We start from the raw sequence: 26,286 nt of genomic DNA, 5'->3' as shown, positions 1-26,286 counted from the left end.
GCCGGTGTTGCGCTCGTGGGGGGGGGGGGGGGGGGGGGGGGGGGGGGGGCGGGGGGGGGGGGCCCCGGGGGGGGGGGGGGGGGCCCCCCCCCCCCCCCCCACCACCCTGGGACCGGTCGGACCGGGTCAGGCGATGGAGAAGGTGACCACCGACTGGTAGGTGTCGGCGAACATGAACGGCGGGAGCTGGATCATCCCCGCGCCGCCGACGGCGAACTCGCCACCCGTCAGCTCCTCCCCGCCGGCGGCCTGGGAGGCCACCTTCATCGGGGTCGCGGAGATCGCCCCGGGCGCACCGGCGGTGCAGGTGCTCGGGCTGTCCGCGTTGGTGACGGTGCAGGTGGGCTGGATGCCGATCTGCGCCTTCGCCATGGAGTGGCCGGTGGTCTCGTTCAGGAACGGCGTACGGGTCGCCGTGACGTCCCAGCCGAGGCTGCCGCCGCGGAAGTCCTGGACGGACATCGCCGTGAACTGGCCGACGACCGACTGGGGCTTGCCGTTGATGGTCACCTTGCCGAAGCTGACGGCCGGGTTGCCGCTCTGCGGGCCGATGGCCAGCGGACCGGGCAGCACCTCGACGTCGACCGGGTTCTTCACGCCGGGCTGGTCCTCGAGGAAGACGAAGTCCTTGTACGGGGTGACCGATCCGTCGATCCTGATCTGGTCGGCCTTCTTGGTGACCGTGACCTCACAGGTGGCCGCGCCGCCCGCGGCCGCCGTGCCCTGGCCGGTGTCACCGGTCGGGGTGCCCGCGAGGAGCGCGGAGCAGGTGACCGCACCGGGGGCGAAGTTGGCGCCGGTGACGGCGACCTTCTGGCCCGCCTTGCCGCTGTTGGGAGTCAGCTTGGTGGTGACCGGGTCCTTGGGCAGGGCCTCGACGGCGACCGATCCGACGGAGCCGCTGGGGCGCGGGTCCGGCGTACAGGTCGTGGTGTAGACGGTGCCGCCGATGTCGGCGTCCGTGATCACCTGGTCGATGGTGATCTGGATGGTGCGGCCCTCGGTGCCGTCGGGGATCTTGACGGTCCCGTCGAACCTCGGCGGGTCGGCCTTCTGGCCCGCCGTCTGCCGGCTCGGTGTGGGCGGGCTGGTGACGGTCTGGGGCACGCCGTCGACGAGCAGCTTGGCCTTGGTGGTGTTGACCGTCTCGATGGTGAACATCGGGATGATGGGCGTCAGACCCGGGTCGATCGAGATCGGTACGGTGTCGCCCGCCTTGGCGCCGTCGGGGAGCGTGATGGTGTAGTCCTGGATGCCCTCGGCGTCCGGCTGCGGAGCCGGGGCGTCGCACTTCACGTAGACCGGCGTGGTCTTCGTCGCGGCCTGCGCGGAGCCGGCCAGGCCGACCACACCGCCCGTCAGGGCCAGGGACAGTGCCCCGGCCCCGGCCAGCACTCTTCGTCTGAGCGTTTGCGTACTCACTGGGTCGCGACTCCTTCGTCATGACGAACCCCTCCCCCCACCCGCTGTGTGGGGGAGGCCGAGCCGGTGCGGTGGCCGACATTGACGCGTCGCCGTGATGAGAAGTCAATGACTTGTTTTCGCCCGAAGCACACAGAAATTGATGTGCCATCAGAGCAGGTCTGATGGCACATCGGATACCGACTGGTCGGTGGGGCCTCAGCGGGCACCTCCCAGCGGTAGCTGGGGGAGGGCGGTGGGGGTGTGCAGCAGGAGGTTGGGGGTGCCCGCGGGGAGTCCGGTGATGCGGTCGGGGACCGCGCTGTGCGCCAGCGCCGCGGCCACCTGCTCCGGGGTCTTGCCCGTGCCGTCGGCGCGGATCAGCGCCGCGACCCCGGCCACGTGCGGGGCTGCCATCGAGGTGCCGGAGGAGCGGGCGGTGGCGGTAGCGGACCCCTTCCACGCCGAGACGACGGACACGCCGGGCGCCGAGAGGTCCACGCAGCGGCCGTGGTTGGAGAACGGCGCGCGCCGGTCCTCGGCGTCGGTCGCGCCGACCGTGAGGGCCTGCGGTACGGAGGCCGGGGATCCGGAGCAGGCGTCCTTGCCGTCGTTGCCGGCGGCCACGACGAAGGCGACCCCGGAGGCGATGGCCCGGGTGACCGCCCCGTCGAGGGCGTAGCTGCGGGTGCCGCCCATGCTCATGTTGGCGACCGCCGGGGTGGCGGGTGACCTGGCGGCGTGCTTCACCATCCACTCGATGCCGCCGACCATGGCCGAAAGCCGCCCGGAGCCGCGGCAGTCGGCCACCTTCACCGAGACGAGGGAGACGCCCTTCGCGACCCCGTACGTCTCCCCGCCCACGGTCGCCGCGACGTGCGTGCCGTGGCCGTTGCAGTCGCCGGAGCCCTGGAGGAACAGCCCGTTGTAGCCGGCCCGGGCGCGGCCGCCGAACTCCTGGTGGCGGGTGTTGATTCCGGTGTCGATGACGTAGACGGTGACGCCGTCGGCCCTGGTCGGGTACGTGTACGAACCGTCGAGCGGGAGCTCGCGCTGGTCGATCCGGTCCAGCGGCCAGGGCGCCCGGGGCTGGGTGTCGGCGGTGCGGAACTCGGCGTCCGGTTCCACCGAGGCGACCCGGGGGTCGGCGGCCAGGGCGGCGGCGCGGGCGGCGGTGGTGCGGACGGCGAAACCGTCCAGGACGGTGTCGAAGACGTCCGAGACCTCGTCGCCGGCGTCGGCCGCCTCGACGGCCAGGGCCAGGGCACGGGCGGGAACCCGGGGGCCGGAGTCGGCCGGAGCGCCCTTCAGGACGACGACGTAGGGGGCGGTCCGGGCGTCGGTGGCGTCGGAGTGCGGCGGCGGCAGGGCGGTGGCCGTGCCGGCCGTCGCGAGGAGGGCGGCGGCCGGGAGGAGGGCGGCGAATGCGGTCATGTGGCCGATGCTCGGCGACGGGCGGCAGGGGCGCGCGGAGGGTGCGCCGACTGGGCGCACGACACGCCGCCGCGGGGGCGACGCGGGCGACGGGCGGCGACGGGCGGCGGGGGCGGGCTGCCGGGCGGGTGCGGTGGCGCGTCTTCGGACCTACGGCGTGAAGGGCCAGCCGCGCATCGTGAAGACGCCCTCGTCGCGGGCCCCGGCGGCCGCGTAGGTGGCGAGGGCCGCCTCGTTGTCCGTGTCGACGCCCACCCACATGCCGTAGCAGCCACGGGCCTTGGCCTCCTCGGCGAGCGCGGCGGTCAGGGCGCGGCCGATTCCGCGGCGGCGGTACCCCTCGTCCACGGAGAGCTCGTACAGGCACATCTCGGTGCCCTTGTCGGGGTGGGTCATCTCGACGCCGGAGACCATCCCGGCGGGTACGCCGTCCACGTAGGCGATGAGCAGCAGATGCCCCGGCGCGGCCAGGAAGCGCTCGGACCACTCCGCGCGCGCGGGCCCGTCGAAGAGGGATTCGGCGGCGGTGAGCTCGGCGGGGGTGCGGGCCCGGCGGATGTCCATGGCGGCCACGATAGTGCGCGAAGGGCAGCCGGAGCGCGGGATTTCGCCGCGGAACGCGATGCGCGGGCACGAGCCCGTGCGGCGGTCAGGCCCGGACGGCCAGGGCCGCCGCGTAGTGCGGGGGGGCCGGGAGGTCGCGCAGGGTCCAGCCCGGGACGGGGGCCGGGGTGGCGGCGGAGCCGACGTACGGGTCGACCAGGCCGAGGGCGAGTCCGGTGCCCTGGGCCTTGAGGCAGGCCTCCTTGCGGCACCAGACGCGGGCCAGCCCGGCCGGCCGGTCCGCCTCGGGCAGGGCGTTCAGCTCGGCGATCTCCGCCGGGTGCAGCAGCGGCAGTACGTCGGCCAGCGCCTCCTGGCTCGGCGTCTCCTCCACGTCGATGCCGACGGGCACTCCGGAGAAGGCCAGGTAGGCCACGTCGCCGCTGTGCGAGAGGGAGAAGTGGACCGGTCCGCCGCCGGCCACGGCGGGCCGGCCGTGCGGGCCGCCGCAGCACGGGCAGGTCTCGCGGACCAGGACGACCTCGTGCGGCGCCAGCCCCAGGTAGCCGCCGAGCAGGACGCGCAGGCCCAGGTGCGAGGCGAGGTAGCGGTGCCGGTCGGCGGGCCGCCGGAGCCGTGCGGCGCGCTCCTGTTCGGCCGCGTCCAGGACCTCCCCGGCCTCGGCGACCGGGCGTCCGGCGACCGAATCCCGCAGGGTGTCCAGGGACCACACGGCCACGGCCGCGCCCTCGGGGGGCGTGCCGGTGCGCGGTGCCTCGTCGGTGAGCTCGTTCACGTGGTCGATCACCTGACCGAGGGTAGACGAGCCGGATGCGGCGGCCCGGCCCTGGCTATCCTCGTCCCGGCCATGACCGGGAAGTGACCTGGGAGTACAGGGGGGATGGATCGTGCGGAGCGCTGCCGTCACGGCGGAGGGTGACCGGATCAGGTGGGTGGAGCTGCCGGGGGAGGAGCCGGCCCGGGTGTACGTGCACGGGCTGGGGGCCAGTTCGCCCGGCTACTTCACGGCGAGCGCGGCCCATCCGCTGCTGGCGGGGCGCCGTTCGCTGCTCGTCGACCTGCTGGGCCACGGGTACAGCGACCGGCCCGAGGGGTTCTCGTACACCCTCGAGGCGCATGCCGATGCGCTCGCGGCCGCCCTCGCCGCCGCCGGGGTGCGGGGCGCCGAGCTGATCGCGCACAGCATGGGCGGATCCGTCGCCATCGTGCTCGCCGGCCGGCACCCCGACCTGGTCTCCCGGCTGGTGCTGGTCGACGCCAATCTGGATCCGCTGTCCCCCACCCCCGGTTCGGGCGGGAGCAGCGGGATCGCCGCCTACGGCGAGGAGGAGTTCCTGGCGGGCGGCTGGGCGCAGGTGCGCGACCGGGCCGGCGCGCACTGGTGGGCGACCATGCGGCTGGCCGGGCGGACCGCCCTGTACCGCAGCGCCGTGCACCTGGCCGCGGGGACGAGGCCCACGATGCGCGAGCTGCTGCTGGAAGCGAAGGTTCCGCGCAGCTTCCTGCTGCTGGAGGCCGACGCTCCGCTCCCGGGTGCCGAGGCCTTGGAGGCGGCCGGGGTCCACGTGGTGTCCGTACCGGACTGCGGGCACAACATCATGCTCGACAACCCGGAGGGCTTCGCCCGGGCCGTCGCGGCGGCCCTCGACACGGACGGGCGCCCGCCCGGCGGCGCACCGGCGGCCGGGTGACGCGATGGCCCGGTGACGCGGCGTCCCGGTGACGCGGTGGCCCGGTGACGCGGCGGCCCGGTGACGCGGTAGCCCAGTGACTCGGCGTCCCGGTGACGCGGTGGCCCGGTGACGCGGTGGCCCGGTGACGCGGTAGCCCGGTGACGCGGTGGCCCGGTGACGCGGCGTCCCGGTGACGCGGCGTCCCGGTGGCCCGATAGCGCCGTGCCGCAGTAACCACGCGGCACCCGGGGGAGTTGGCCGGGGGGCGACCCGCCCCGCCCACCCCCCGGCCCCGAGGAACGCCATGCGCCGCCGTGCCGTCCGCCGTACCGTCGTCCCCGCTCTCGCCTCCGCCTCCGCCGCCGCGGCCGCCGTGCTCGCCCTCGCGACCGCCGCCTCGGCGGCCCCCGAGGTCCCCGCCGACAAACCGCAGGTGCTGAGCCGTTGGACGCAGCCCGACGCGGCCGGCTACGGGGCATGGGCCGCCGCGCGCGAGAACCAGGCGGCCTGGGCCGCGTACGGATTCGACTGGTCGACGGACTACTGCACCGGCTCCCCGGACAACCCCTTCGGCTTTCCCTTCAGGCTGGCCTGCGCACGCCACGACTTCGGCTACCGCAACCACCGGGCGGCAGGTCTGTTTCCAGCCGCCAAGTCCCGCCTCGACGAGGCCTTCCACGCGGACCTGAAGAGGGTCTGCACCGCCTACTCGGGCGCCCGCCGGGGCTCCTGCGACAGCACCGCGTGGCTGTACTACCAGGCCGTCAGGATCGTGGAGATCACCTAGGCCGGATGAGCCGCGCGCCAAGGGGGCGCACGGGTCCGGCCCCCCCCACCCCGGCCATGTTCTCCACCCCGTCCGACCCGCGCACGGCGGACTACGTGGAGGGCCGCTTCGGCTGACGCCCCGACGTGCGGACCCCCGGGACCCGGCGTAGTAATGAAGATCTACGCCGAAGATCGGAGTCCGGCATGGACGACTATCCGCTGCTGAATCTGTTCTGGACGATGCTGTGGCTGTTCGTGTGGGTGATGTGGTTCTTCCTGCTCTTCAAGGTGGTCACGGACATCTTCCGCGACCACAGCCTGAACGGCTGGGAGCGGGCCGCCTGGCTGGTGCTGGTCCTCCTGCTTCCCTACATCGGCGTGTTCATCTACCTCATCTTCCGCGGCCGCAGCATGGGTGAGCGCGAGGTGAAGCAGGTCAAGGAGCAGGAAGAGGCCTTCCAGCAGTACGTCCGCAAGGCGGCGGGTCCCTCGAGCAGTCCGGTCGACGAGCTGCACAAGCTCTCGGCCCTGAAGGACAAGGGCGACATCAGCCAGGAGGAGTTCGACCGCGCGAAGCAGAAGCTCCTGACCTGAGGCCGGCCGGCTCCGCAACCCCTGGAGGTCGAAATGGCCAGTGACAGCAGCAGACTCCTCGCAGGCGACGCACACCCGAGCCCCTGGCACGCGCCGACATCCGGCACCACGATCCTGGCCGCGGCCCTGATGCTCTTCGGCGGGGCGATGGCGCTCTTCGAGGGCATCGCGGCCATCGCCAGGGACGACCTGTTCCTCGCGACGCGCCACTACGTCTTCGAGTTCAGCCTCACGGGCTGGGGCTGGATCCACCTCATCCTGGGCATCGTCCTGATCTTCGCGGGCTGCGCCGTGATCAGCGGAGCCCTGTGGGCGCGCTTCTTCGGCGTCGCCATCGCCGGCCTGGGCGCGATCGCCAACTTCCTCTGGCTGCCGTACTACCCCTTGTGGGCCCTGGTGCTGATCGCCGTCAACATCTTCATCGTCTGGGCCCTGTGCACGGGCCTGCACCACGAAGCCGCCACGGACCCCGCCCACCGCGTGTGACCCTGCTTACGGCGACGCTACGCCGGTCTCGCTAGTCTCCGTTGACCTGCGCAAAAGCCCTCCCTGGGGGAGGGCGGCCCGGACGTCATCGGGGTGCCGCTCGCGCACCTCGTGTGCGAGTAGCCCCGGCCGGTTGAAGGGGTACTGGCCGGGGCTGGATCATTGTCAGCGCGCGATGACGAACCCACGCTCGGGCTGCCGCATACGTGCGCACGCGACCCGGGTGAGCACATGGGCCGTGGTGTCTCGGCCTTCGGCGTCGACCACGAGCCACGCACCGTTCGGCTTCTCCGGGTCGGCGGGCCTGAGGGTCCCCGCAATCCCGAGCTGCCTCATCTCGCTATGGATCTCGCGTGCTTCGTCCGCAGTCATGTCCTCACCCTTTCGTCGCCGGCGTGTGCCGAACCTACTCTCCTTCGTCTCCTCCACCGCCGTGCGTGGCACAGCCGCCGGGGTTGATCGGACCACAGCCCCCGGGGACCGGGGTGTGCGAGCAGTTCGCCGCCACAGGAACGAGCGTCCGATTCGGTGCTACCCAGAGTTCGGGGTCCGGGGTGTAGCCCGCCTGCTCGATCAGCGCCACCGTGCGGGTCAGGACGTCAGGGTCGTGGCGGGACGGGTCAGGCCGCTCGGGGTAGTGGTGGACGAACCGGCCGAGCCGCCCGGTCAGCAGCGCGTACAGGTGCGTGTGCAGGATGAGGGCATGCCAACCCTCGTCGACCTCGCGGGTCGGCGCGATCCGCACAGTGGGAAACTTGGCGGCGGCCGCGGTGAACTTGAGGGCCTCGACCACGATCCGGGACCCCATGCTGATGTCCATGTCGGGGTTGTTGTCGAGGACCGTGCCCAGCACGTCGTTGAACTGGGCGTCGCTGAGCAGGGCGCGTGCGTCGTTCGGGAGCGCGGCCGTGTACGCGGGGGCGGGCGGGGCCTCGCCCTTGCCGGCGCTGCACGGGGGCGGGGGCGGGGGCGGTACGGGAGTGGACACGATGTCTCCTTCGGATTGGAGTACAGGATTCAGCGAGTGCCGATGACGATCACCGCGCACAGCGCGGCGACGATCAGCACGTAGACGAGCTGCTCGCGCCAGTTCACTGGCCAGCCGCTTCGATGTTGTCGACGGCGGTAGTGATCTCCCGGCCGGATGCGATCCGGACGTAAGCCAGCTCGGCCCAGTGATCGACGGCGGTGGCCGAGACGTTCTCGTTGATCACGGCCATCAGTTCGCCCTCGGCCCCGGACGCGATGTCGCGCACGCGCTTGCGGAGCAGACGGTGAGGTACGTACTCGTACACCTCAGCCATCGGACGGTCCTCCGGTGCCGAGGTAGCGCTCCCAGCCGACCAGCGCACGGTCGAGGAGTTCTGGACTGGGCTCGCCCACCGGACGGACGCCCGAGAGAGTGTCGTCCGGTGTGTCGATGCTGCGCACACCATGGGCGCAATGAGGCATCGGGGCGCTGTCATGAGGTCACTCCCTACCGTCGTCAGCGGGTGGTGAAGACGACGGTAGGGGCGGTCACCCGGCAGCAGGGGTACAGAATGTACCCCTTCGGTTTCAGGCAGTCAGTAGACCCAGCTGCTGCGCCAGTTCGGACGCTCGGCGCCGGCGTGCGGGACTCTTCGATGCGGCCTCCTCAAGCACGATCCGCTTCGCGTACCCGTTGTACTTGACCGTCTCCGGCGCCGCCTCGTGAGCCTGCGCGAGCGTCGCCAGCGCGACGTCCGGCTGCGCGTCCAGGTGGTAGGCGCGGGCCTGCTCGATCCGGTGCCGGGCCCGCCGAGGCCGGGACGGGATCGCCTCCGCCTCCGCACGGGCGGCCTGCCGCGCCGACTCCCCACCAGCGTGCAGCTCCACCGCGACCGTGACCGCGTGCGCACCGATGACCGCTCGCGAGAAGCTGGTGACCGGGTGGAAGTAGCCGTCCGGCAGGCCGACGGCCAGACGGCTGGCCTCGTCCCAGAACCGCCACGCAGTACCCGTCTCCCCGCGGCGGGCCGCCGTCAGCCCGGCCTCGACCGTTAGTGCACCGGCCACCGCCCGGACATCAGCGCCTGCGTCGGGGAGCAGCGGCTCCAGGTAGCGGAGCGTCTCCATGGTGACGGCGTCCGCTGCGTCGAGGTGCAGGGATTCGCGGTGGGCCTGCGTCGTCAGCCATGCGGCCAGCCCGATGGCGTGCGGGTCCTCGGAGTCCTGCGCGGCCATCATGCCGCGCTCTGCGACTCGCCACACCAGGGGAGCGTCGGGCTGGTAGGCGCAGAAGAACTGTGCCAGAAAGTAGGTCTCGGCCAACCTGGCCTGCGCGGCCTTCCGGTCGGCGATCGTCGCGGCCGCCCGTACCGCGGCCTGCGCGTCCAGGACCAGGTCCGGCAGCAAACTGCCGATGACGTCGCGGTGGTTCGGTGCGGAGTGCCTTGCGGTCCAGGCGCGGGCCAGGCGAGCGGACAGGTGCTCGGCGGACGGCGCTTCGCGGTCGGCGCCGAGCTGCAAGGCGTTAAGGGCTTCGCGCACGGCGGCGAACCGGGGGTGTCCTGGACCGGTGAACAGGCTGACGGTCATGGACTGGTCCCCCGTGAGGTCGGACAGGTCCCGGACACGGAGTACCTCTGCGAGGCGGAGGACGATCTCCAGCTTGGGTGTGCGGAGACGGCCGGTTTCCAAGGCCTTCACCCACTCCCCGGACCGGCCGGCGAGGCCGCCGAGTTGGTCGCGGGTGAGGCCGCGGCGGTTGCGCAGGAGCTGGAGTCTCTGGCCGAACGCCAGCGACTCGCGGTACGGGTCCGGGGTGACATCGGTAGACATGCGGCCTTGCCCCTCTCGCAGCAGCTTCGACACCTGCCAGCGTAGGGGGCGAGGCCGGTTCTGTGTGATCCAGAACGCACGAAAGCCGCCCCACCCGCCCAAGGCGAGAGGGGGCGTTGCTCTCAGGCGATCGGGGTCGGCTTCAGCATGCTGCCGGTCTTCAATCGTCGGCGTTCTGTTGGCGGACATCTGCGCCCGCGCCGCCCTCCGTCCAGGACATGAGCGCCCCGGCCGGGACCGTCCAACCGATCGTGATGTCGCCTGCCGGGTCGCCTTCGACCAGGAACCCGTTCAGCGCATTGCCGGAGGTCAGCGGATAGAACTGCGTCGTCGCCCACGCGCGGTCCCCGTGTGGGTCGCCCGCGGCCGTGCCTTCGGTGGCGGCCTGTGCCAACTTCCTCTGGCTGCCGTACTACCCCTTGTGGGCCCTGGTGCTGATCGCCGTCAACATCTTCATCGTCTGGGCCCTGTGCACGGGCCTGCACCACGAAGCCGCCACGGACCCCGCCCACCGCGTGTGACCCCGCTTACGGCGACGCTACGCCGGTCTCGCTAGTCTCCGTTGACCTGCACAAAAGCCCTCCCTGGGGGAGGGCTTGCGTGGTGGAGAAAGAGTGCCCCCGGCAGGACTCGAACCTGCGGCCAAGTGCTTAGAAGGCACCTGCTCTATCCACTGAGCTACGGGGGCCGGAAGGTGGCCCTGGTGGGCCTGGAGCCCCCGGTGGGGGTGGGACTGCGGTCCGTGCCGGGTCAAGGATAGGGCTCCGGTCGCCTTGTCCCGGTTGCTTCACCCGCGTGCCACGATGTGGAGGTTCGGTGAAGCGGTCCCGATAATCGCAGGCAGGTGCGATTCTCGCATCGCTTTTGCGCCGCGGCGCCGTGGGTGTTGTGCACTCGTTATGCCTGCGCCCCACTCGTCCGCGGTGTCCAGGATGTCCCACTGGAGTCGCGCTCGGCGCGCAGAGGACGTATAAGCTTCAAAAATGGTCCTAAATTGGGCATTCTTCGCATGTGGTGACCTTGGATGTTCGGCCTCAGCTGCTCGATGCCCTGTCCGCCCTGCGCGACCGGGTCGCGTCCGTGCGTCTGCCGCTGCCCCTGCCCGGCGCTCCGCGCGCCCGCCAGACCAGAGCCGAGCTGCTCGCGCAGCTCGACGACTACCTCGTACCCCGGCTGAAGGCGCCCGAGGCGCCGATGCTCGCCGTCGTCGGCGGGTCCACCGGGGCCGGTAAGTCCACCCTCGTCAACTCCCTCGTCGGACGACAGGTCAGCGAGGCCGGGGTGCTGCGCCCCACGACACGCACCCCGGTGCTTGTCTGCCATCCGGATGATCATCACTGGTTCGCCGGGATGCGGGTGCTGCCCGACCTGATGCGGGTCTGGGTGCCGCACGGCGAGGACGACCCCGCCCCCGCCCCCGCCCCCCGCGGCCACGACCGCGGACCCGGCCACGGGCACGCCACCCGCGAGATGCGGATCGAGACCGTCTCCACCCTGCCCCGCGGACTCGCCATCCTCGACGCCCCCGACATCGACTCCCTCGTGGTCGAGAACCGGACACTGGCCGCCGAACTCATCTGCGCCGCCGACGTCTGGGTGATGGTCACCACCGCCTCGCGGTACGCCGACGCCGTCCCCTGGCACCTGCTGCGCACCGCCAAGCAGTACAAGGCCACCCTCATCACCGTCCTCGACCGGGTCCCGCACCAGGTGCTCGCCGAGGTCTCCCGCCAGTACGGGGCCCTGCTCACCCGGGCCGGGCTCGGCGAGGTCCCGCGCTTCACCGTGCCCGAACTCCCCGAGTCCGCCGGCGGCGGCGGACTGCTCCCGGCCAGCGCCGTCGCTCCGCTCTACGCCTGGCTCGCCCACCACGCCCAGGACCCCGCCGCCCGCCAGCACGCCGTCGGGCGCACCGCGCTCGGCGCACTGGACTCCCTGAAGCGCCGGATGCCCGAACTCGCCTCCGCCGTCGCCGCCCAGCACGCCGCCGCCGTACGGCTGACCTCGGCCGTGGAGGACGCGTACAAGCGGGAGGGCCGGCGCGTGCGCAACCGCCTCGACCAGGGCGCCGTACTCGCCGGGGACGCGCTGACCCGCTGGCGCGGCTACCCCCTCGACACGAGCGCCGACGAACTCCTCGACTCGCTCGCCGAATCCCTCGCCGCGCTCCTCCAGTGCGCCGTCGCCGCCGCCGACGAGCGGATCGCCGAAGCCTGGCGGCGCGAGCCGGCCGCCGGCGCCGTGCCCCTGCCCACACCCGACAGGGAGGCCGGGGAGCGCATCGGCATGGCCGTACGGCGCTGGCGGCGGGTGCTGGAGGAACTCGCCGAGGAGGAGGTCGCCGCGCTCGACCGGCAGCCGGCCCCCGACCCCGACTCGGTCGCGGCCCTGCTCGTGGCCGCCCTGCTCGGCGGCAAGCGGGCCCGCCCGGCCGGGGAGAAGCTCGCCGAACGGATCGGCGCCCAGGCCGCGCTGCGGCTGCGCGACCGCGGCGGCGAGCTGGTCGGCGACCACCTCGACCAGGTGCTGCGCGCCGAACGCGACCGCCGGCTCGCCCCGCTGGAGGCCCTCGAGGTGACCCCCGAACCGCAGGCCGAACTGATCGCCGCGCTGTCCCTACTGCAGAAGGAGAGGTGACGCGGTGACATCCCTCGCCGACCGCACCGAGGACCGCTGGGACGACGGACTCATCGCACGCTCGCGCCCCAAGCCCGCCGAGGCCCTCGCCGGTGACGGCGGCGACGGCAACGACGGCACCGAGGGCGACGAAGGCGACGAGGCGCTCGTACGGGCCCTCTCCGGCGCCGGGAGCGACGGCGGCAAGTCCACCGCACCCCCGCTCAGCCCCGAGGGCCAGGCCCTGCGCCTGCGCCTCGACGCCCTGCGCCAGCTGGTCGGACTGTCCCGGACCCGGCTCGACGGCAAGACCCTCGCCGAGGCGGGCCGGGTGCTCGACGAGGCGGCCGCACGGCGCGGACTGTCACCGCAGCACACGGTCGTCGCGATCGCCGGAGCCACCGGAAGCGGCAAGTCCACGCTCTTCAATTCACTCGCGGGGGTGCAGATCTCGGAGACCGGCCTGCGCCGCCCCACCACCGCCGCCCCCATCGCGTGCAGCTGGTCGGACGGCGCGGCCGGACTGCTGGACCGGCTGGAGATCCCCGGACGGCTGCGCCGCCGCCCCCGCGAGACCTCGGAGGCCGAGGCGCTGCGCGGGATGGTCCTCGTCGACCTCCCCGACCTCGACTCGGCCGTCGGCGCGCACCGCGACCACGTGGACCGCGTACTGGCGCTCGTCGACGCGGTGGTGTGGGTGGTGGACCCGGAGAAGTACGCGGACGCGGTGCTGCACGAGCGGTACCTGCGCCCGCTGGCCGGGCACGCGGAGGTGACCTTCGTCGTGCTCAACCAGGTGGACCGGCTGCCCGGCGACGCCGCCGACCTCGTCCTGGACGACCTGCGCCGGCTCCTCGACGAGGACGGCATCGCGCTCGGCGAGCACGAGGAGCCCGGCGCCACCGTGCTGGGCCTGTCCGCGCTGACCGGTGAGGGCGTCGGGGAACTGCGCGAGCTGCTCGGGCAGTTCACCCAGGAGAAGGGCGCCGCGACCCGGCGGATCTCCGCCGACGTCGACCGCGCCGCCGTGCGCCTGCGCCCGCTGTACGTGGCCGACGGGCACCCCGGGCCGGAGATCGGGGAGACGGCGCGCGCCGAGTTCGAGGACCGGCTGGCGGAGGCGGTCGGGGCGTACGCGGCCGGACTCGCGGCCGAGCGGGCCTGGCGGCGCAATGCCGGAAAGGCCTGCGGGACGCCCTGGCTGCGGCTGTGGCGCTGGTACGAGGGCCGCCGCGCCCCGCGCACCCTGGCGGGGCTGGCCGCGCTCGCGGCGATCGGCGGCCGGGGCACGGCGGTCGCGGCGCCGCCGGTCGAGGAGGAGGTGACCGCGCGTCAGCGCGTGGAGCAGGCGGTGCGCGTGGTCGCCGACGAGGCCGTCACCGGCCTTCCCGACCCCTGGGCCCAGGCGGTGCGGGAGACGGCGGTGCGCGGCGCCGAACGCCTTCCGGAGGCGCTGGACGAGCTGGCGGTGACCCTCGGGGCGGCGGTCGCGGTGCCGAGCGTCAAGCCGCCGCGGCCCACGTGGTGGCCGGCGGCGGTCCTGGGGCAGGCGGCGATGACCCTGCTCCAGATCTACGGCGGGCTGTGGCTGCTCGGGCAGATCATCGGGGTCCTGGAGCCGCAGCTGATGCCGCCGGTGCTGCTGATGGTGGCGGGCATCGTCGGCGGGCCGCTGGTGGAGTGGGCCTGCTCGATCGCGGCGCGCGGCCCGGCGCGCAGGTACGGGCAGGACGCGGAGCGGAGGCTGCGTCAGGCGGCCGCCGGGTGCGGTCGGGCCCGGGTGCTGGAGCCGGTGGCGGCGGAGCTGCTGCGCTACCGGGAGGTGCGCGAGCAGTACGCGACCGTCGCCGCAGGGGGGACGAAGTTGTCCACAACCCGCCAGTAATCCACAGGCTCGAGCGGGGGTCGGCGGCCGGCCCCAGCATGGTGCGTACCTCGTGCGGATGGTCCGTACGGGTACGCATCGCAGGGGGAGGGCGGCCGGGATGAACGACACCCTGGTGACGCTGGTGGGATACGTGGCCACGCAGGTCGACTACAAGGAGACGCCGAACGGGCCGTCGGCGAGGTTCCGCTTCGCCGTGACGCCGCGGTACTTCGACCGGCGCAAGGAGGCCTGGACCGACGGGACCACCAGCTTCTACACCGTGTGGGCGCGGCGCACGCTGGCGGTGAACCTGGCGGGTTCCGTGTCGGTGGGCGAGCCGCTGGTGGTGCACGGCCGGCTGCGGGTGCGGGAGGACCCGCCCGATGGGGAGGGGCACCGGTGGGTGTCGGCCGAGATCGACGCGACGGCGATCGGGCACGATCTGAACCGGGGAACGGCCGCGTTCCGCCGGGTCGTCAAGACGGACGTGCCGCTGATGGCCACTCAGAAGGCGGCGGTGGTCTGAGTGTTCGAGGCGGTTAGGATTCCCCGGTACTCACGGGCACCTGGGTCTTTGGCCCGAAGGGGAAGACTGTGTCGATTGCCGTTCCCGCATCCTCCGCTCCTGATTCCACTCCTGCTGCCGTTCCTCCTGCTGCCGTTCCTCCTGCTCCTCCCGCCGCCCCCCGGGCCGCGGCCGCGGCGCTCCCTCGGGCCGTCTCCCTCTCCGCGGCCGTACGGGGCTCCGCGCGGCGCCCGCTCGCCGTCGCCCTGCTGGCCGCGGCCCTCACCGCCGCGCCCGGAGCCCAGGCGGCCGCCGACTCGGGCCCGGCGGTGGCCCAGGCCCCCGAAGGCGCGAGCGCCGTGCTGGACGGGCTGAAGACGTACGGGCAGGCGGTCCTGCACTCCGGGGACGGGTCGATCCGGCACATCCCGGCCGGGCTCTACGAGATGCGGGTCGACGGCGGCGGGATGCTCCAGACGTACGGGGTCGGCGTCGAGGGCCACGCACAGCCCCAGTCCCGCTACACGGAGAGCGGCTGGAGCGGCAGCCCGCTCGCCGGGAAGCGGGAGGCGGGCCGGATCCGCTGGGTCCTGGAGCACTCCTACCCGCAGCTGAACGACCTGGCGGGGCTCGCCGAGGCGGCCGGGGCCGGTTCGCTGACCGCGGAGAGCGCGGCGGCGGGCACCCAGGTGGCGATCTGGCGGCTGGCCGAGGGGGTACGGGTCGAGGCCGCGGACCCGGCGGCGGAGAAGCTGGCCGACTACCTCCAGCGGGAGGCCGGGCAGCTGCCCGAGCCGCCGGCCTCGCTGGGGCTGGACCCGGGCGGTGTGTTCGGGGCGGTCGGCACCCGGCTCGGCCCGGTGACCGTGCGGACCGGGGCGCGGAGCGTGTCCGTCGTCCCGGACGCGGCGGCCGTCGCGATGGGGGTGCGGGTGGTGGACGCCGAGGGGCGGCCGCTGGCCGCCGCCGGCAACGGCACCCGGCTCTACTTCGAGGTGCCGCCCGGCACCCCCGACGGCACGGCCTCGGTCACCGTCCAGGGCGCGACCAAGGTTCCCGTCGGGCGGGTCTTCACCAGCGGGATGCCGGCCCAGGCGCAGATCGTGGCGGGCTCCAGCGAGTCCGCGGCGGCCGCCACGGCCACGGCGGTCTGGCCGGAGCCCCCGGCGGTCCAGCCCGTCACCGCGGAGGCCGGCGGGCAGCCGGGCATCCAGCCCGCCGGCCAGAACAGCCAGAACGGCCAGAACGGCCAGAACGGCCAGGCAGGCCAGACCGGCCAGGGCGGCCAGGCCGGCCAGAGCTCACCGGACTCCCCGGACGAGGAGCGGCTGGCCTCCAGCGGCAGCTCGGCGGCCACCCCGGTCATCGCCTCCCTGGCGGTGGGCCTGGTCGTCCTCGGCGGCCTGGTGGTCCTCCTGCTCCGCAAGCGCCCCCTGGACGAGGAGGACCACTAGACCGGGCGGCCCGGCCCGGCCCGGCCCCGCCCCGCTTCGCGGAGGTGTGGCGAGGTCGGCTCCGGCGGGTCGATTCCGGGGCCGTGCCCGGGGTAGGTGCAGGCCATGGCCGATCAAGAGTTGACCTGGCAGGGTGCAGTCGCGCGGTGGGACCGGCGGCTGTTCGACGTGGTGGCCCGACGGCACTGGCCCGGCGCCGACCGGGTGCTGCCCAGGCTCGGGCGGGCCGCGAACCACGGAGTGCTGTGGGGCGGGGCCGCCCTCGGGCTGGCCGCCTTCGGGTCGGCCCGGGCCCGCAAGGCCGCCGTCCGCGGGGCCGCCTCGCTGGCGCTGGCCTCCGCGACCATCAACACCGTCGGCAAATGGTCCGTACGCCGCCCGCGGCCGCTGCTGGACGGGGTGCCCGCCGTGCGACAGCTCACGACGCAGCCGCAGACCACCTCCTTCCCGTCCGGGCACGCGGCCTCGGCCTTCGCCTTCACCGCCGGGCTGGCCATGGAGTCCCCGGGCTGGGGCGCCGTGCTGGCCCCGGTGGCCGCGTCCGTGGCCTTCTCCCGGGTGTACACCGGGGTCCACTACCCCTCCGACGTGCTCGCGGGCGCGGCGCTGGGCGTGGCCGCGGGCCTGGTCGTGGACCGGCTCGCCCGCGACGCCAAGGAGGCCAGGGTCGTGCCGGGCGCCGAGCGGCCCGCCGCGGGTGTGCCCGCGCTGCCCGACGGGGCCGGGCTGACCGTGGTGGTCAACACCGCGTCGGGCACCGCCGCCACCGCCGGCCTCGACCTGCTGCGCACCCGGCTCCCCGAGGCCGAGGTGATCGAGTGCACGGGCCCGGAGCTGCCCGAGGCCCTGGAGTCCGCGGCCTCCCGCGCCACGGTCCTCGGCGTCTGCGGGGGCGACGGCACCGTCAACGCGGCCGCCACCGCCGCCCTGCGCGCCGGGCTGCCGCTGGCCGTGTTCCCCGGCGGCAGCCTCAACCACTTCGCGATGGACCTCGGCATCAGCGGCACCGAGGACACCTGCCGGGCCGTGGCCGAGGGCCACGCCGTCCACATCGGGGTGGGCCGGTTCACCCCCGGGCCGGACGGGGGCCGGCCCGGCTACTTCCTGAACAACTTCAGCATCGGCGCCTACCCCGAGCTGCTGCGCCACCGCCTGCACTGGGCCCCGCGCATCGGCGGCGGCCCCGCCGCCCTGCTGGCGGCCTGGCGGGTGCTGAACGCCCAGCGCCCGGTGCGGCTGCGCCCGGCCGGGCGGCCGCGGAGCGTCTGGCTGCTCTTCGCGGGCAACGGCACCTACCACGGGACCGGCCCCACCCCCCGCCGCCGCGACAACCTGGGCGAGGGCCTGCTCGACGTACGGCTCGTCCACGGCGGCGGCCGCCCCGGCCCGCGCCTGCTGGCCGCCGCCCTCGCGGGCCCGCTGACCCGCTCCCCGGTCCACGCGGCCACCCGGCTGCGGAGCCTGCGGATCGACGAGATCCCGCCGGGCACCCCGTTTGCGTACGACGGCGAGTACGCCAAGGCACCCTCCGGCCTGGTCCTCGAATCGCTCCCCGACGCACTGACCGTCTACCGTCCCCACCCGTGACGCGGCCCGCCCGAACCGTGCCCGGACCCTGTCCGGGCCGGAGGGCATGACCTACCCATTCGCCCGCAGGTATGGACGGCTGGCAAGATGGGGTGTATCTGCCCACCCATCGATCTGCCGGACGGTTTCTCTTGGCTGAGTTCATCTACACCATGCGCAAGACGCGCAAGGCGCACGGCGACAAGGTGATTCTTGATGACGTCACCCTGAACTTCCTGCCCGGCGCGAAGATCGGTGTGGTCGGCCCGAACGGTGCCGGCAAGTCCACCGTTCTGAAGATCATGGCGGGCCTGGAGCAGCCGTCCAACGGCGACGCCTTCCTGTCGCCCGGCTTCACCGTCGGCATCCTCATGCAGGAGCCCAAGCTCGACGAGTCGAAGACCGTCCTGGAGAACGTCCAGGACGGCGCCGCCGAGACCATGAAGAAGCTCAAGCGCTTCAACGAGGTCGCCGAGCTGATGGGCGTCGAGTACACCGACGCCCTCATGGACGAGATGGGCAAGCTCCAGGACGACCTGGACCACTCCAACGCCTGGGACCTCGACGCCCAGCTGGAGCAGGCCATGGACGCCCTGGGCTGCCCTCCCGGCGACTGGCCCGTCACCAACCTCTCCGGTGGCGAGAAGCGCCGCGTGGCGCTCTGCAAGCTGCTGATCGAGGCCCCGGACCTGCTCCTCCTCGACGAGCCCACCAACCACCTCGACGCCGAGTCGGTGAACTGGCTGGAGCAGCACCTCTCGCAGTACAAGGGTGCCGTCGTGGCCGTGACCCACGACCGCTACTTCCTCAACAACGTCGCCGAGTGGATCCTCGAGCTCGACCGCGGCCGCGCCCACCCGTACGAGGGCAACTACTCCACCTACCTGGAGAAGAAGGCCACCCGTCTCAAGGTCGAGGGCCGCAAGGACGAGAAGCGCCAGAAGCGCCTCAAGGAAGAGCTGGAGTGGGTGCGGTCCAACGCCAAGGGGCGTCAGACCAAGTCCAAGGCCCGTCTGGCCCGCTACGAGGAGATGGCGGCCGAGGCGGACAAGATGCGCAAGCTCGACTTCGAGGAGATCCAGATCCCGCCGGGCCCGCGTCTGGGCTCGATCGTGGTCGAGGTCAACAACCTCTCGAAGGCGTTCGGCGACAAGGTCCTCATCGACGACCTGTCCTTCACGCTGCCGCGCAACGGCATCGTCGGCATCATCGGCCCGAACGGCGCCGGCAAGACCACGCTCTTCAAGATGATCCAGGGCCTGGAGACGCCGGACTCCGGCGCCATCAAGGTCGGCGACACCGTCAAGATCTCGTACGTCGACCAGAGCCGCGCCAACATCGACCCCAAGAAGACCCTCTGGGCGGTCGTGTCGGACGAGCTGGACTACATCAACGTGGGCCAGGTCGAGATGCCGTCCCGCGCGTACGTCAGCGCCTTCGGCTTCAAGGGCCCGGACCAGCAGAAGCCGGCCGGCGTCCTGTCCGGTGGTGAGCGCAACCGCCTCAACCTGGCGCTGACGCTCAAGGAGGGCGGCAACCTGCTGCTCCTCGACGAGCCCACCAACGACCTCGACGTCGAGACCCTGTCCTCGCTCGAGAACGCGCTCCTCGAGTTCCCCGGTGCGGCCGTGGTCATCTCCCACGACCGCTGGTTCCTCGACCGGGTCGCCACGCACATCCTGGCGTACGAGGGCGAGTCGAAGTGGTACTGGTTCGAGGGCAACTTCGAGTCGTACGAGAAGAACAAGATCGAGCGTCTCGGCCCGGACGCGGCCCGTCCGCACCGTGCCACCTACAAGAAGCTCACCCGAGGCTGAGGCCCGCACCATGGCAAGACACCACTACCGGTGCCCCCTGCGCTGGTCGGACATGGACTCCTTCGGCCACGTGAACAACGTGGTCTTCCTCCGCTACCTGGAGGAGGCGAGGATCGACTTCATGTTCCGGCTGGCGCCGGGGGAGGGCAGCGAGTCCTTCACGGGCGGGTCCGTCGTGGCCCGCCACGAGATCGACTACAAGCTGCCCCTCGTGCACCGTCACGAGCCGGTGCTCATCGAATCCTGGGTGACCCGGATAGGCGCCGCGTCCCTGACCATCGGCTACGAGGTCAAGGACGAGGCGACCGAGGACGCCCCGGAGAAGGTGTACGTGCGCGCCTCGACCGTGGTCGTGCCCTACAACCTCGCCGAGGGGCGGCCCCGCCGCATCACGGCCGAGGAGAGGCACTTCCTCGAGAAGTACCTCGACGAGCCGGGCACGCCGGCGGCCCGCTCGGAAGGACGCCTCGCGGCATGAACGAACGGCTGTACTTCGCCGACTCCGGGGAGGCGGCGGACCTCGCCGCCTTCCTGGGCCGGCTGGTGCACTACGACCGCGCCGCCGCCGTCCGGCTCCAGGCCGGCGGCGGCGCGCTCGCCGTCTTCGGAAGGCCGCCGTCCTTCGAGGTCCTGGCCGTGCGCACGGTGCGGCTCGCCGCACCCCTCGCGACACCGCTGGACCTGACCGTCTCGGCCGGGGAGCTGCTGGAAGCGGTGGACGAGGCCGCGGCCGAGGCCGCCGTGCCCGGTCCGGTCACCGGCCCGCCCTGGGCCGGGGTGCTCCCGCCCCGCGGCGGCTGGCGGCAGCTGCCCGGGCTGCCCGGGCCCGCGGAGATGCGGGCGGCCGTGGCGGGCGCCGTCGCCGAATTCCGTGCCCGTGACGAGGCCCTGCCCGCGCAGCACCGGACCCGCTCCGAGCGCGACCGCATCGGCCGCGAGATCTGGTCCCGCACCCTCGGCGACACCGAACTCCCGCTGCGCGCCGTGCACGCCGCCCAGTCCCTGGGCTTCCTGCGGCCCGTACGGTCCACCGTGCCCGCCGCCCCCGCGCCCCAGGGCCCCGCCCCGGTGGCCCTGCTCGCCGCCGGGAGCTGGCTGCGCCTGCGCACCCCGTACGGCTCGGTCGCCATGCGCCGCCCCGGCAACCCCGCCGGCCTGGGCGCCCTCCAGGTCCGGCCGGTCTGAGCCCCGAGATCCGCTTCCGCTAGCCCGCCGTGTTGATCATCGACGCGGCGGCATAGGTCAGGTACTTCCACAGCTGGGCCTCGTGCTCCGGCGCCAGCCCCAGCTCGTCCACCGCGACCCGCATGTGGCGCAGCCAGGCGTCGTGCGCCGCAGCGTCCACCTGGAACGGCGCGTGCCGCATCCGCAGGCGCGGGTGCCCGCGGTCCTGGCTGTAGGTGGTCGGACCGCCCCAGTACTGCATCAGGAACAGCGCGAACCGCTCCTCGGCCGGGCCCAGGTCCTCCTCCGGGTACATCGGGCGCAGCAGCGGGTCTTCCGCGACCCCCTGGTAGAAGCGCCGGACGAGACGGCGGAAGGTCTCCTCGCCGCCCACCTGCTCGTAAAAGGTCTGCTCCTGAAGCGTGCCCCGCGGAATCTCATTCACCCGACCATCGTCTCAGACACCCGGACGGAGGACCCGGGTCCTAGGACCCTCCGCGTTCGCCCGCGACGGCCGCGCGCAGGACAGTGGATGCATGGGTGCACACACCGCACGCAGCACCTGGGTACGGGACCTGCGCCAGACCGCGCACGCCGCCCAGGTGCGGGAGCTGACGGCAGCCGGGGTGCTGGACGATCCGGCCTGGCGGGCGGCCTTCGCCGCCGTGCCCCGGCACGTCTTCGTCCCCTACTTCTGGACCGGCCGCGGAGCCGGCCACGAGCGGCTCTGGGCGCAGGACCCCGATCCCGAGCAGCGGGCCCGCTGGCTGCGCGGGGTCTACGCGGACACCCCGCTCGCGACCCGGCTGCGCGACGGCGAACTGCTCTCCTCCAGCAGCCAGCCCTCCCTGATGGCGAAGATGCTCCGGGCGCTGGAGGTGCGCGACGGCGACAACGTGCTGGAGATCGGCGCGGGCACCGGCTACAACGCCGCGCTGCTCTGCCACCGGCTCGGCGAGGACCTCGTCACCACCGTGGACCTGGACGAGGAGATCACCGAATCCGCCCGGACGCACCTGGCCGAGCTCGGCTACCACCCGCTTGTGGTCACCGGCGACGGGGCGCGCGGCTGCCCGGCCAGGGCCCCGTTCGACCGGATCCTGGTGACCTGCACGCTGCCGATGGTCCCGCACGCCTGGACGGCCCAGTGCCGGCCCGGGGCGCGGATCCTGGCCCCGCTGTCGACCGGGCTGATCGCCCTGACGGTCCGCGGTCCCGACTTCGCCGAGGGCCGCTTCCTGCACACCCCGGCGTACTTCGTCCCGCTGCGCGGGGCCACGGCGGCGGCGCCGCGCGATCCGGCCGCCGGGGTGCCGCACGGGCTCCCGTACGAGCTGGTGGAGAACGAGCGCTTCCAGTTCATGCTCGTGCTCACCGACGGCGTCCTGCACCCCCGCGAGGCCCTGGACCTGTGGCGCCGGGAGGACCGGCCGGCCCGCGAGCGCTTCGGGGTCACCGTCAGCGGAGAGGGCCAGTGGGCGTGGCTCGACGACCCCCAGGGCCCGTACGTATGGCCCCTGGGGGAGACGCGCGACCGGTCTAGCCGCGGCGGATGGTGATCGTGGTCCAGGCGCCGACGTGCACGCGGTCGCCGTCGCCGAGCGGGACCGGGACGTAGGGCTGGATCGGGTCCTCGCCGCCGTTGATGGTGGTGCCGTTGGTGGAGTTCTGGTCCACCACGGCCCAGCTCAGGTCGGGCTGCTGGACGAGGACCGCGTGCTGGTGCGAGACGCCCGGGTCCTCCGGCGGCACCGACAGGTCGATGTCGGGGGACTCGCCCGTGGAGGCGCGGCGGCGGCCGATGGTGATCTGGCCGCCGGCGAGCGGCAGGTGCTGCTCCGGGGAGTACGCGGGCAGGTTGAGCCCGGCCGCCTCGGGACCGCTGCGCTGCATCATCGCCATGAAGTACGAGCGGTCGGGGCCGATCGTCGCGCTCCACGAGACGCCCTGCGGCGCGAACGACTGCTGCTGGGGCGGCTGGTACTGCTGAGGCGGCTGGTGCTGCGCGGCCTGGTGCTGGTGCTGGTACTCCTGCTGGTACTCGCGCTGGGGCGGCGGCGGAGGCTGCTGCTGGTACTGGGGCTGTGGCTGCGGCTCCTGGGCCGGAGGCGGCAGCAGCCAGTCGTCCTCGCGCTGGAGCGGCTCGGCCGGCCGGTTGACCCGCGAGGGCCGCGAGCCCTGGTACTCGAAGTGGTCCTGCGCGTACGCCACCGGCGGCGGAGGCGTGGACGGGGCCCCGGCGGAGGTCCCGCGGGCTCCGGAGTCCGGGGCGAGAGGGGTGTACGAAGTCGCCGTACGCGTCAGGAAGTTGTACCGGCACTCCTCGCAGAACGGCGCCATGGCCTCGCGCGGGGTCCGGCACTGCGGACAGAGCTCGGCCTGGGCGGTCGGCTCGCCGGCGGTCGGAGGGTAGCCGTAGCCGTAGGAAGGCACCGCAGGGGGGCCTTCGGGGGCAGCCATGCGATGGCCGCAGACCTCGCACCAGTCGTCGGAGGCGGACTGGTGCCCGTTCGGGCAGGTCGGCATGGCGGCGCTTCCCCCTTCTGCCTGCGTCATCGCGTCAGGTCTCTCAGGTCTTCTTCACTCGGACGGTCTGCGTCGAACGCGTTTCAAGGGTCATCTCGTCGGCGTCGGCGACCTTCGCCTTCAGCCGCACAGTACCCGCCGCGGCGTCGACGACATCCACCACCTTCGCCAGGAGCTTGGCGGTGTCGGCGTTTCCCGAGACGCTCGCCAGCTGCACGGCGCGGCCGAGTTTGGCCGTCGCTCCGCCCACATCGCCCAGTTTGCGGGCTTCGAGGCCCTGTTGGATAGCCTGCGCCAGTTCCGCCTGCCCGGTGTAATGGGCCACCTGCGGGTTGATGGCGGTGGAGGCGGCCAGATCGTCCGTCCACACGGCCCGCACCAGCCCCTGCGCGAGGACGGCGGCCGGCTCGCCGGCCGCCCCCGGCAGGACGAGCGAGGCACGGGCGGCCAGCATCTCCTGGCCCACGCCCGCACTCGGGACGCGCACGCACACGTGGTACTCGCGGGACTCGTCGCCCCAGGAGCCGGTCGGGTAGTCGCCGGCCCGCGGACCGGCCTCGGTACGGCGGGCGGTCAGGTCCTGGACGGCGGGCGCGACCTGCTTCACGTACTGGATCTCCGCGCCGACCGGGGTCCACAGGCGCAGCGCGACGTCCGCGACCTCCTTGCCCATGACGTTCTCCATCATGTGCGTGAAGTCCTCGGCGAGGTGGGCCGGGTCGGCCACGATGTCGGCCGAGCCGAGCAGCGCGCTCGCGACCCCGGTGACCTCCTTGACCTCCCAGTCGGTGCCCACCCCGCGGGCGTCGCAGGTGAAGCGGCCCGCGCACGCGTCGAGGGTGGCGCGCAACTGCGCCGGCTCCTCGTGCTCGTTGCGCCCGTCGGTGAGCAGGATCCCATGCCGTATGGCCGCCGAGGACTGCCGCAGCAGGCCGTCGGCCAGCCGCAGCCAGGTGCCGATGGCCGTGCCCCCGCCGGCGCTGAGCCCGCGCAGCGCCTCCTTGGCCTGGGCGCGGGTCACCGGGTCGGCGACCGCGAGGCGGCCCTGGCCCGGGTACACCTCCCTGGCCACGTGCGTGCCGGCGATCACGGCGAAGGAGGTGCCGTCGCGCAGGGTGTCGACGGCCGCGGCCGTGGCCTCGCGGGCACCGCGCATCTTCTCCGGCGGGTACTCCATGGAGCCCGAGCAGTCGACCATGATCACGACGGCTGCCGCGTCCCGGCCGGCCGCCGCGCGGGCGGCGGTGGCACCGCCGGTGGAGGTGGCCGTGACGATCGCGTGGACGTCCCGCCCGCCCTGCGGGAGGAACTCGTTCTGGTACACCTCCACGCTGAAGCGCGGGGCGCTGGGCTTGGCGAAGTTCGCCATCGGTGGGGCTCCTAGGGGCTCGGACAGGCGAGTCGGACTGGTCAGGCCCGGGGAGACGCTTCCGCTTGCGGTTCCGCCGCGGGGCCGGCGCCCGGTTCCGGTTCGGCGCCCCGCGCGGGCCCCGGGGCCGGCTCCGGTTCGGCCTGCGCGGCGAACGGCACGACGGCGACGGTGACGTTGTCGTGGCCGCCGCCGTCCAGGGCGTGCCCCACCAGCACCTGCGCACTGTGCAGGGGCCGGACGGCGGCGTCCGGGGGCAGCACCTGGGCCATGTCCCGGGCGGCCTCCGCGTAGTTCCACAGGCCGTCGGTGCAGACGACGACCACACCGGGGTGGTCCGGCTTGAAGACGGCGGTGTGCGGTTCGAGGTCGTAGGCGTCGGCCCCGAGCCAGCCGGTGATGGCGTGGGCCCGGACGTCGGCGTAGGCCTCGGCCTCGCCCATCAGACCGGCCGCGACCATCTGGGCGGCCCAGGAGTCGTCCTCGGTGAGCCGGCGGGACAGGGCGGCGCGGTCGTCCGGCACCCAGTAGGCGCGGCTGTCGCCCACCCATCCGATGGTGAGCAGACCGCCGCTGACGACGGCGCCGACCAGGGTGCAGGCGGGGGCGTTCTGCGCGCCGGGGACCTCCGGGGCCAGGGCGTTGACCGCCGCGGCGGCGGCCAGGATCGCCTCGTGCATGGCCTCCTGGGGGTGGGCGCCGCGCGGCAGCGCGTCGAGCAGGGACTCGTTGGCCGCGGCGGCCGCGGCGGCCGAGGCCTCGTCGGGGCGGCTCGCGGAGGAGACGCCGTCGCAGACGACGGCCACGGTGGCGGTGGAGCCGTCGGGCAGGGCGGTGGCCGCGACCGCGAAGGCGTCCTCGTTGCGGTGGTGGCGCAGCCCGCGGTCGCTGACCGCGGCCACGCTGCCGAGCTCCTCCTCCTGGTGGTCGCGCTCCCGGGGCTGGGCGTGCCCGCAGTGCTCGCAGTAGCCGTCGGTGTCGACGTACCCGGTCCGGCAGGCGACGCAGGTCTTCCCGCCGGCGGCCTGCGGGGCCTCGGCCGGGGCGGCGTGCGCGGGGGCGGCGGCCTCGTACGGGGCTTCGCCCGCGCCCCAGGGGGTCCCGTCCGGCGGGGTCGCGGCGCCGCCGGGCAGGTCGTACCGGGCCTGCGGGTCGTCGGCACCGGCGCCGTACGCGTGCTCCGCCGCGCCCCACGGGGTGCCCTCGGGAGGAGTGGCGGTGTCGTGCGGGCCCTCGTGGCCCGGGGCCGCGGCTGTAGCCGGGGCCGGGGCCGCAGCCGGGTACGGGGCGGCGGCGGGGGTCGGGCGCGGCTCCGCGCCGCCCGGCTCGGGCCCGCTCCCCGGCTCCCGCTCGGCCTCCGCCGGGGTGAGCGCCCAGCCGCCCGGCTCGCCGACCAGTGTCGGCGCGGCCGAGGCCACGCTGCCCCAGCCCGGGGCGGGCTCGGGGGCGGCGTGCGAACCGCCGGGGGCCGGGGCGCCGTAGCCGCCCGCGGCGGCCGGCGGCGCGGGCGGGGCCGGCGGTGCCGGTGGTGCCGACGGGAGGGGGATGGTCGGGTGGTCCGCGGCCGGATCCGCCGGGGGAGGGGCGGTCACGGCGTAGCCGCAGACGCCGCAGAAACGGTCACCTTCCTCGAGGGGTTCCGAGCAGCTGGGGCAGCCCGACAGCCGATGCATCGACATC

The 26,286-nt window shown here is 73.7% G+C and carries 28 protein-coding genes and 1 tRNA gene; 14 read left to right on the top strand and 15 right to left on the bottom strand.

Features of this window, described 5'->3' with window-relative positions; genetic code table 11:
* Positions 1-126 precede the first annotated feature (126 nt).
* The 4 genes from ACFWP3_RS28985 to ACFWP3_RS28970 all read right to left on the bottom strand — a co-directional run bounded on the left by ACFWP3_RS28985 (position 127) and on the right by ACFWP3_RS28970 (position 4,186).
* Positions 127-1,422, bottom strand: coding sequence for a hypothetical protein (locus tag ACFWP3_RS28985; RefSeq protein ID WP_384226736.1), 1,296 nt, complete (start codon positions 1,420-1,422; stop codon positions 127-129).
* A 198-nt stretch (positions 1,423-1,620) separates the two neighbouring features.
* A complete protein-coding gene (locus ACFWP3_RS28980) occupies positions 1,621-2,835 on the bottom strand; it encodes a S8 family peptidase (RefSeq protein WP_384226734.1) in 1,215 nt (404 codons plus the stop codon).
* A 150-nt stretch (positions 2,836-2,985) separates the two neighbouring features.
* Positions 2,986-3,399: a GNAT family N-acetyltransferase gene (locus tag ACFWP3_RS28975; protein WP_384226732.1), complete on the bottom strand. Its 414-nt coding sequence runs from the start codon at positions 3,397-3,399 to the stop codon at positions 2,986-2,988.
* Positions 3,400-3,484: 85 nt separating this feature from the next.
* A complete protein-coding gene (locus ACFWP3_RS28970; protein ID WP_384226731.1) occupies positions 3,485-4,186 on the bottom strand; it encodes a 4'-phosphopantetheinyl transferase family protein in 702 nt (233 codons plus the stop codon).
* A gap of 100 nt (positions 4,187-4,286) precedes the next feature.
* Here ACFWP3_RS28970 and ACFWP3_RS28965 point away from each other — a divergent pair, with 100 nt between their 5' ends.
* The 4 genes from ACFWP3_RS28965 (at position 4,287) to ACFWP3_RS28950 (ending at position 6,920) form a co-directional block, all read left to right on the top strand.
* The gene (locus ACFWP3_RS28965; RefSeq protein WP_384226728.1) at positions 4,287-5,090 is read left to right on the top strand and encodes an alpha/beta fold hydrolase; all 804 of its coding nucleotides are present in this window, start codon (positions 4,287-4,289) and stop codon (positions 5,088-5,090) included.
* 286 nt (positions 5,091-5,376) lie between these two features.
* Positions 5,377-5,859, top strand: a complete 483-nt coding sequence (locus tag ACFWP3_RS28960) for a phospholipase (RefSeq protein ID WP_384226726.1) — start codon at positions 5,377-5,379, stop codon at positions 5,857-5,859.
* A gap of 185 nt (positions 5,860-6,044) precedes the next feature.
* A complete protein-coding gene (locus ACFWP3_RS28955; RefSeq protein WP_384226723.1) occupies positions 6,045-6,434 on the top strand; it encodes an SHOCT domain-containing protein in 390 nt (129 codons plus the stop codon).
* A 33-nt stretch (positions 6,435-6,467) separates the two neighbouring features.
* On the top strand, positions 6,468-6,920 hold the full coding sequence (locus ACFWP3_RS28950) for a hypothetical protein (RefSeq protein WP_384226720.1): 453 nt from the start codon (positions 6,468-6,470) through the stop codon (positions 6,918-6,920).
* Positions 6,921-7,085: 165 nt separating this feature from the next.
* Here the strand turns inward: ACFWP3_RS28950 and ACFWP3_RS28945 are convergent, their stop codons facing one another.
* The 6 genes from ACFWP3_RS28945 to ACFWP3_RS28920 all read right to left on the bottom strand — a co-directional run bounded on the left by ACFWP3_RS28945 (position 7,086) and on the right by ACFWP3_RS28920 (position 10,116).
* Positions 7,086-7,292, bottom strand: a complete 207-nt coding sequence (locus ACFWP3_RS28945; RefSeq protein WP_384226717.1) for a hypothetical protein — start codon at positions 7,290-7,292, stop codon at positions 7,086-7,088.
* Positions 7,293-7,326: 34 nt separating this feature from the next.
* A complete protein-coding gene (locus ACFWP3_RS28940) occupies positions 7,327-7,908 on the bottom strand; it encodes a glycine-rich domain-containing protein (RefSeq protein ID WP_384226715.1) in 582 nt (193 codons plus the stop codon).
* Positions 7,909-8,011: 103 nt separating this feature from the next.
* Complete coding sequence (locus tag ACFWP3_RS28935; RefSeq protein ID WP_384226712.1) at positions 8,012-8,224, bottom strand: hypothetical protein; 213 nt, start codon at positions 8,222-8,224, stop codon at positions 8,012-8,014.
* Positions 8,217-8,351 carry a hypothetical protein gene (locus ACFWP3_RS28930; RefSeq protein WP_384226710.1) on the bottom strand — a complete coding sequence of 45 codons (135 nt, stop codon included), beginning with the start codon at positions 8,349-8,351 and terminating at the stop codon, positions 8,217-8,219. The genes ACFWP3_RS28935 and ACFWP3_RS28930 overlap by 8 nt, the downstream gene beginning before the upstream one ends.
* Before the next feature lie 126 nt (positions 8,352-8,477).
* Complete coding sequence (locus tag ACFWP3_RS28925; protein WP_384226707.1) at positions 8,478-9,722, bottom strand: helix-turn-helix domain-containing protein; 1,245 nt, start codon at positions 9,720-9,722, stop codon at positions 8,478-8,480.
* Between the two features lie 160 nt (positions 9,723-9,882).
* Positions 9,883-10,116, bottom strand: coding sequence for a hypothetical protein (locus tag ACFWP3_RS28920; protein ID WP_384226705.1), 234 nt, complete (start codon positions 10,114-10,116; stop codon positions 9,883-9,885).
* On the opposite strand from ACFWP3_RS28920, the gene ACFWP3_RS28915 reads away from it, so the two are divergent.
* Positions 10,100-10,243, top strand: a complete 144-nt coding sequence (locus tag ACFWP3_RS28915; protein ID WP_384226742.1) for a hypothetical protein — start codon at positions 10,100-10,102, stop codon at positions 10,241-10,243. The genes ACFWP3_RS28920 and ACFWP3_RS28915 overlap by 17 nt on opposite strands.
* Positions 10,244-10,337: 94 nt before the next feature.
* On the opposite strand, the gene ACFWP3_RS28910 is transcribed toward ACFWP3_RS28915, so the two are convergent.
* Positions 10,338-10,410, bottom strand: a tRNA-Arg gene (locus tag ACFWP3_RS28910).
* A gap of 332 nt (positions 10,411-10,742) precedes the next feature.
* On the opposite strand from ACFWP3_RS28910, the gene ACFWP3_RS28905 reads away from it, so the two are divergent.
* The 8 genes from ACFWP3_RS28905 (at position 10,743) to ACFWP3_RS28870 (ending at position 20,732) form a co-directional block, all read left to right on the top strand.
* A complete protein-coding gene (locus ACFWP3_RS28905; RefSeq protein WP_384226702.1) occupies positions 10,743-12,359 on the top strand; it encodes an ATP-binding protein in 1,617 nt (538 codons plus the stop codon).
* A gap of 4 nt (positions 12,360-12,363) precedes the next feature.
* On the top strand, positions 12,364-14,223 hold the full coding sequence (locus ACFWP3_RS28900) for a GTPase (RefSeq protein WP_384226700.1): 1,860 nt from the start codon (positions 12,364-12,366) through the stop codon (positions 14,221-14,223).
* Between the two features lie 100 nt (positions 14,224-14,323).
* Positions 14,324-14,731: a single-stranded DNA-binding protein gene (locus tag ACFWP3_RS28895; protein WP_384226698.1), complete on the top strand. Its 408-nt coding sequence runs from the start codon at positions 14,324-14,326 to the stop codon at positions 14,729-14,731.
* A 68-nt stretch (positions 14,732-14,799) separates the two neighbouring features.
* Positions 14,800-16,164, top strand: coding sequence for a thioester domain-containing protein (locus ACFWP3_RS28890; protein WP_384226695.1), 1,365 nt, complete (start codon positions 14,800-14,802; stop codon positions 16,162-16,164).
* A gap of 105 nt (positions 16,165-16,269) precedes the next feature.
* The gene (locus ACFWP3_RS28885) at positions 16,270-17,751 is read left to right on the top strand and encodes a bifunctional phosphatase PAP2/diacylglycerol kinase family protein (RefSeq protein ID WP_384226693.1); all 1,482 of its coding nucleotides are present in this window, start codon (positions 16,270-16,272) and stop codon (positions 17,749-17,751) included.
* Between the two features lie 131 nt (positions 17,752-17,882).
* Positions 17,883-19,547 carry an energy-dependent translational throttle protein EttA gene (gene ettA / locus ACFWP3_RS28880; RefSeq protein WP_384226690.1) on the top strand — a complete coding sequence of 555 codons (1,665 nt, stop codon included), beginning with the start codon at positions 17,883-17,885 and terminating at the stop codon, positions 19,545-19,547.
* Between the two features lie 10 nt (positions 19,548-19,557).
* The gene (locus ACFWP3_RS28875; RefSeq protein ID WP_362297029.1) at positions 19,558-20,025 is read left to right on the top strand and encodes a thioesterase family protein; all 468 of its coding nucleotides are present in this window, start codon (positions 19,558-19,560) and stop codon (positions 20,023-20,025) included.
* On the top strand, positions 20,022-20,732 hold the full coding sequence (locus ACFWP3_RS28870; RefSeq protein WP_384226687.1) for a hypothetical protein: 711 nt from the start codon (positions 20,022-20,024) through the stop codon (positions 20,730-20,732). The genes ACFWP3_RS28875 and ACFWP3_RS28870 overlap by 4 nt, the downstream gene beginning before the upstream one ends.
* 19 nt (positions 20,733-20,751) lie before the next feature.
* Here the strand turns inward: ACFWP3_RS28870 and ACFWP3_RS28865 are convergent, their stop codons facing one another.
* The gene (locus ACFWP3_RS28865; RefSeq protein ID WP_384226684.1) at positions 20,752-21,156 is read right to left on the bottom strand and encodes a globin; all 405 of its coding nucleotides are present in this window, start codon (positions 21,154-21,156) and stop codon (positions 20,752-20,754) included.
* Between the two features lie 91 nt (positions 21,157-21,247).
* On the opposite strand from ACFWP3_RS28865, the gene ACFWP3_RS28860 reads away from it, so the two are divergent.
* Positions 21,248-22,270, top strand: a complete 1,023-nt coding sequence (locus tag ACFWP3_RS28860; RefSeq protein WP_384226682.1) for a methyltransferase domain-containing protein — start codon at positions 21,248-21,250, stop codon at positions 22,268-22,270.
* Here ACFWP3_RS28860 and ACFWP3_RS28855 read toward each other — a convergent pair.
* From ACFWP3_RS28855 to ACFWP3_RS28845, 3 genes are read right to left on the bottom strand one after another with little or no spacing between them, the layout of a single operon-like run.
* Positions 22,251-23,267: an FHA domain-containing protein gene (locus tag ACFWP3_RS28855; RefSeq protein ID WP_384226680.1), complete on the bottom strand. Its 1,017-nt coding sequence runs from the start codon at positions 23,265-23,267 to the stop codon at positions 22,251-22,253. The genes ACFWP3_RS28860 and ACFWP3_RS28855 overlap by 20 nt on opposite strands.
* A gap of 13 nt (positions 23,268-23,280) precedes the next feature.
* Positions 23,281-24,606 (bottom strand): VWA domain-containing protein, encoded by a 1,326-nt coding sequence (locus tag ACFWP3_RS28850; protein ID WP_384226677.1) that lies wholly within the window; start codon positions 24,604-24,606, stop codon positions 23,281-23,283.
* A 41-nt stretch (positions 24,607-24,647) separates the two neighbouring features.
* Entirely contained in the window at positions 24,648-26,285 is a 1,638-nt protein-coding gene (locus ACFWP3_RS28845; protein WP_384226675.1) for a protein phosphatase 2C domain-containing protein, read from the bottom strand.
* Position 26,286 lies beyond the last annotated feature (1 nt).

Source organism: Streptomyces sp. NPDC058525 (assembly GCF_042719495.1).
In the GTDB taxonomy this organism is placed as follows: Bacteria; Actinomycetota; Actinomycetes; order Streptomycetales; family Streptomycetaceae; genus Streptomyces.
Note: the sequence above shows the minus strand (reverse complement) of the source record. Positions and strands in the feature narration are given on the sequence as shown.

Coding starts and splice junctions, on each gene's coding strand:
- ACFWP3_RS28845 (WP_384226675.1), bottom strand. CDS start 26,285: ATGTCGATGCATCGGCTGTCGGGCTGCCCCAGCTGCTCGGAACCCCTC.
- ACFWP3_RS28955 (WP_384226723.1), top strand. CDS start 6,045: ATGGACGACTATCCGCTGCTGAATCTGTTCTGGACGATGCTGTGGCTG.
- ACFWP3_RS28870 (WP_384226687.1), top strand. CDS start 20,022: ATGAACGAACGGCTGTACTTCGCCGACTCCGGGGAGGCGGCGGACCTC.
- ACFWP3_RS28860 (WP_384226682.1), top strand. CDS start 21,248: ATGGGTGCACACACCGCACGCAGCACCTGGGTACGGGACCTGCGCCAG.
- ACFWP3_RS28975 (WP_384226732.1), bottom strand. CDS start 3,399: ATGGACATCCGCCGGGCCCGCACCCCCGCCGAGCTCACCGCCGCCGAA.
- ACFWP3_RS28945 (WP_384226717.1), bottom strand. CDS start 7,292: ATGACTGCGGACGAAGCACGCGAGATCCATAGCGAGATGAGGCAGCTC.
- ACFWP3_RS28980 (WP_384226734.1), bottom strand. CDS start 2,835: ATGACCGCATTCGCCGCCCTCCTCCCGGCCGCCGCCCTCCTCGCGACG.
- ACFWP3_RS28855 (WP_384226680.1), bottom strand. CDS start 23,267: ATGACGCAGGCAGAAGGGGGAAGCGCCGCCATGCCGACCTGCCCGAAC.
- ACFWP3_RS28850 (WP_384226677.1), bottom strand. CDS start 24,606: ATGGCGAACTTCGCCAAGCCCAGCGCCCCGCGCTTCAGCGTGGAGGTG.
- ACFWP3_RS28935 (WP_384226712.1), bottom strand. CDS start 8,224: ATGGCTGAGGTGTACGAGTACGTACCTCACCGTCTGCTCCGCAAGCGC.
- ACFWP3_RS28950 (WP_384226720.1), top strand. CDS start 6,468: ATGGCCAGTGACAGCAGCAGACTCCTCGCAGGCGACGCACACCCGAGC.
- ACFWP3_RS28925 (WP_384226707.1), bottom strand. CDS start 9,722: ATGTCTACCGATGTCACCCCGGACCCGTACCGCGAGTCGCTGGCGTTC.
- ACFWP3_RS28895 (WP_384226698.1), top strand. CDS start 14,324: ATGAACGACACCCTGGTGACGCTGGTGGGATACGTGGCCACGCAGGTC.
- ACFWP3_RS28875 (WP_362297029.1), top strand. CDS start 19,558: ATGGCAAGACACCACTACCGGTGCCCCCTGCGCTGGTCGGACATGGAC.
- ACFWP3_RS28885 (WP_384226693.1), top strand. CDS start 16,270: ATGGCCGATCAAGAGTTGACCTGGCAGGGTGCAGTCGCGCGGTGGGAC.
- ACFWP3_RS28960 (WP_384226726.1), top strand. CDS start 5,377: ATGCGCCGCCGTGCCGTCCGCCGTACCGTCGTCCCCGCTCTCGCCTCC.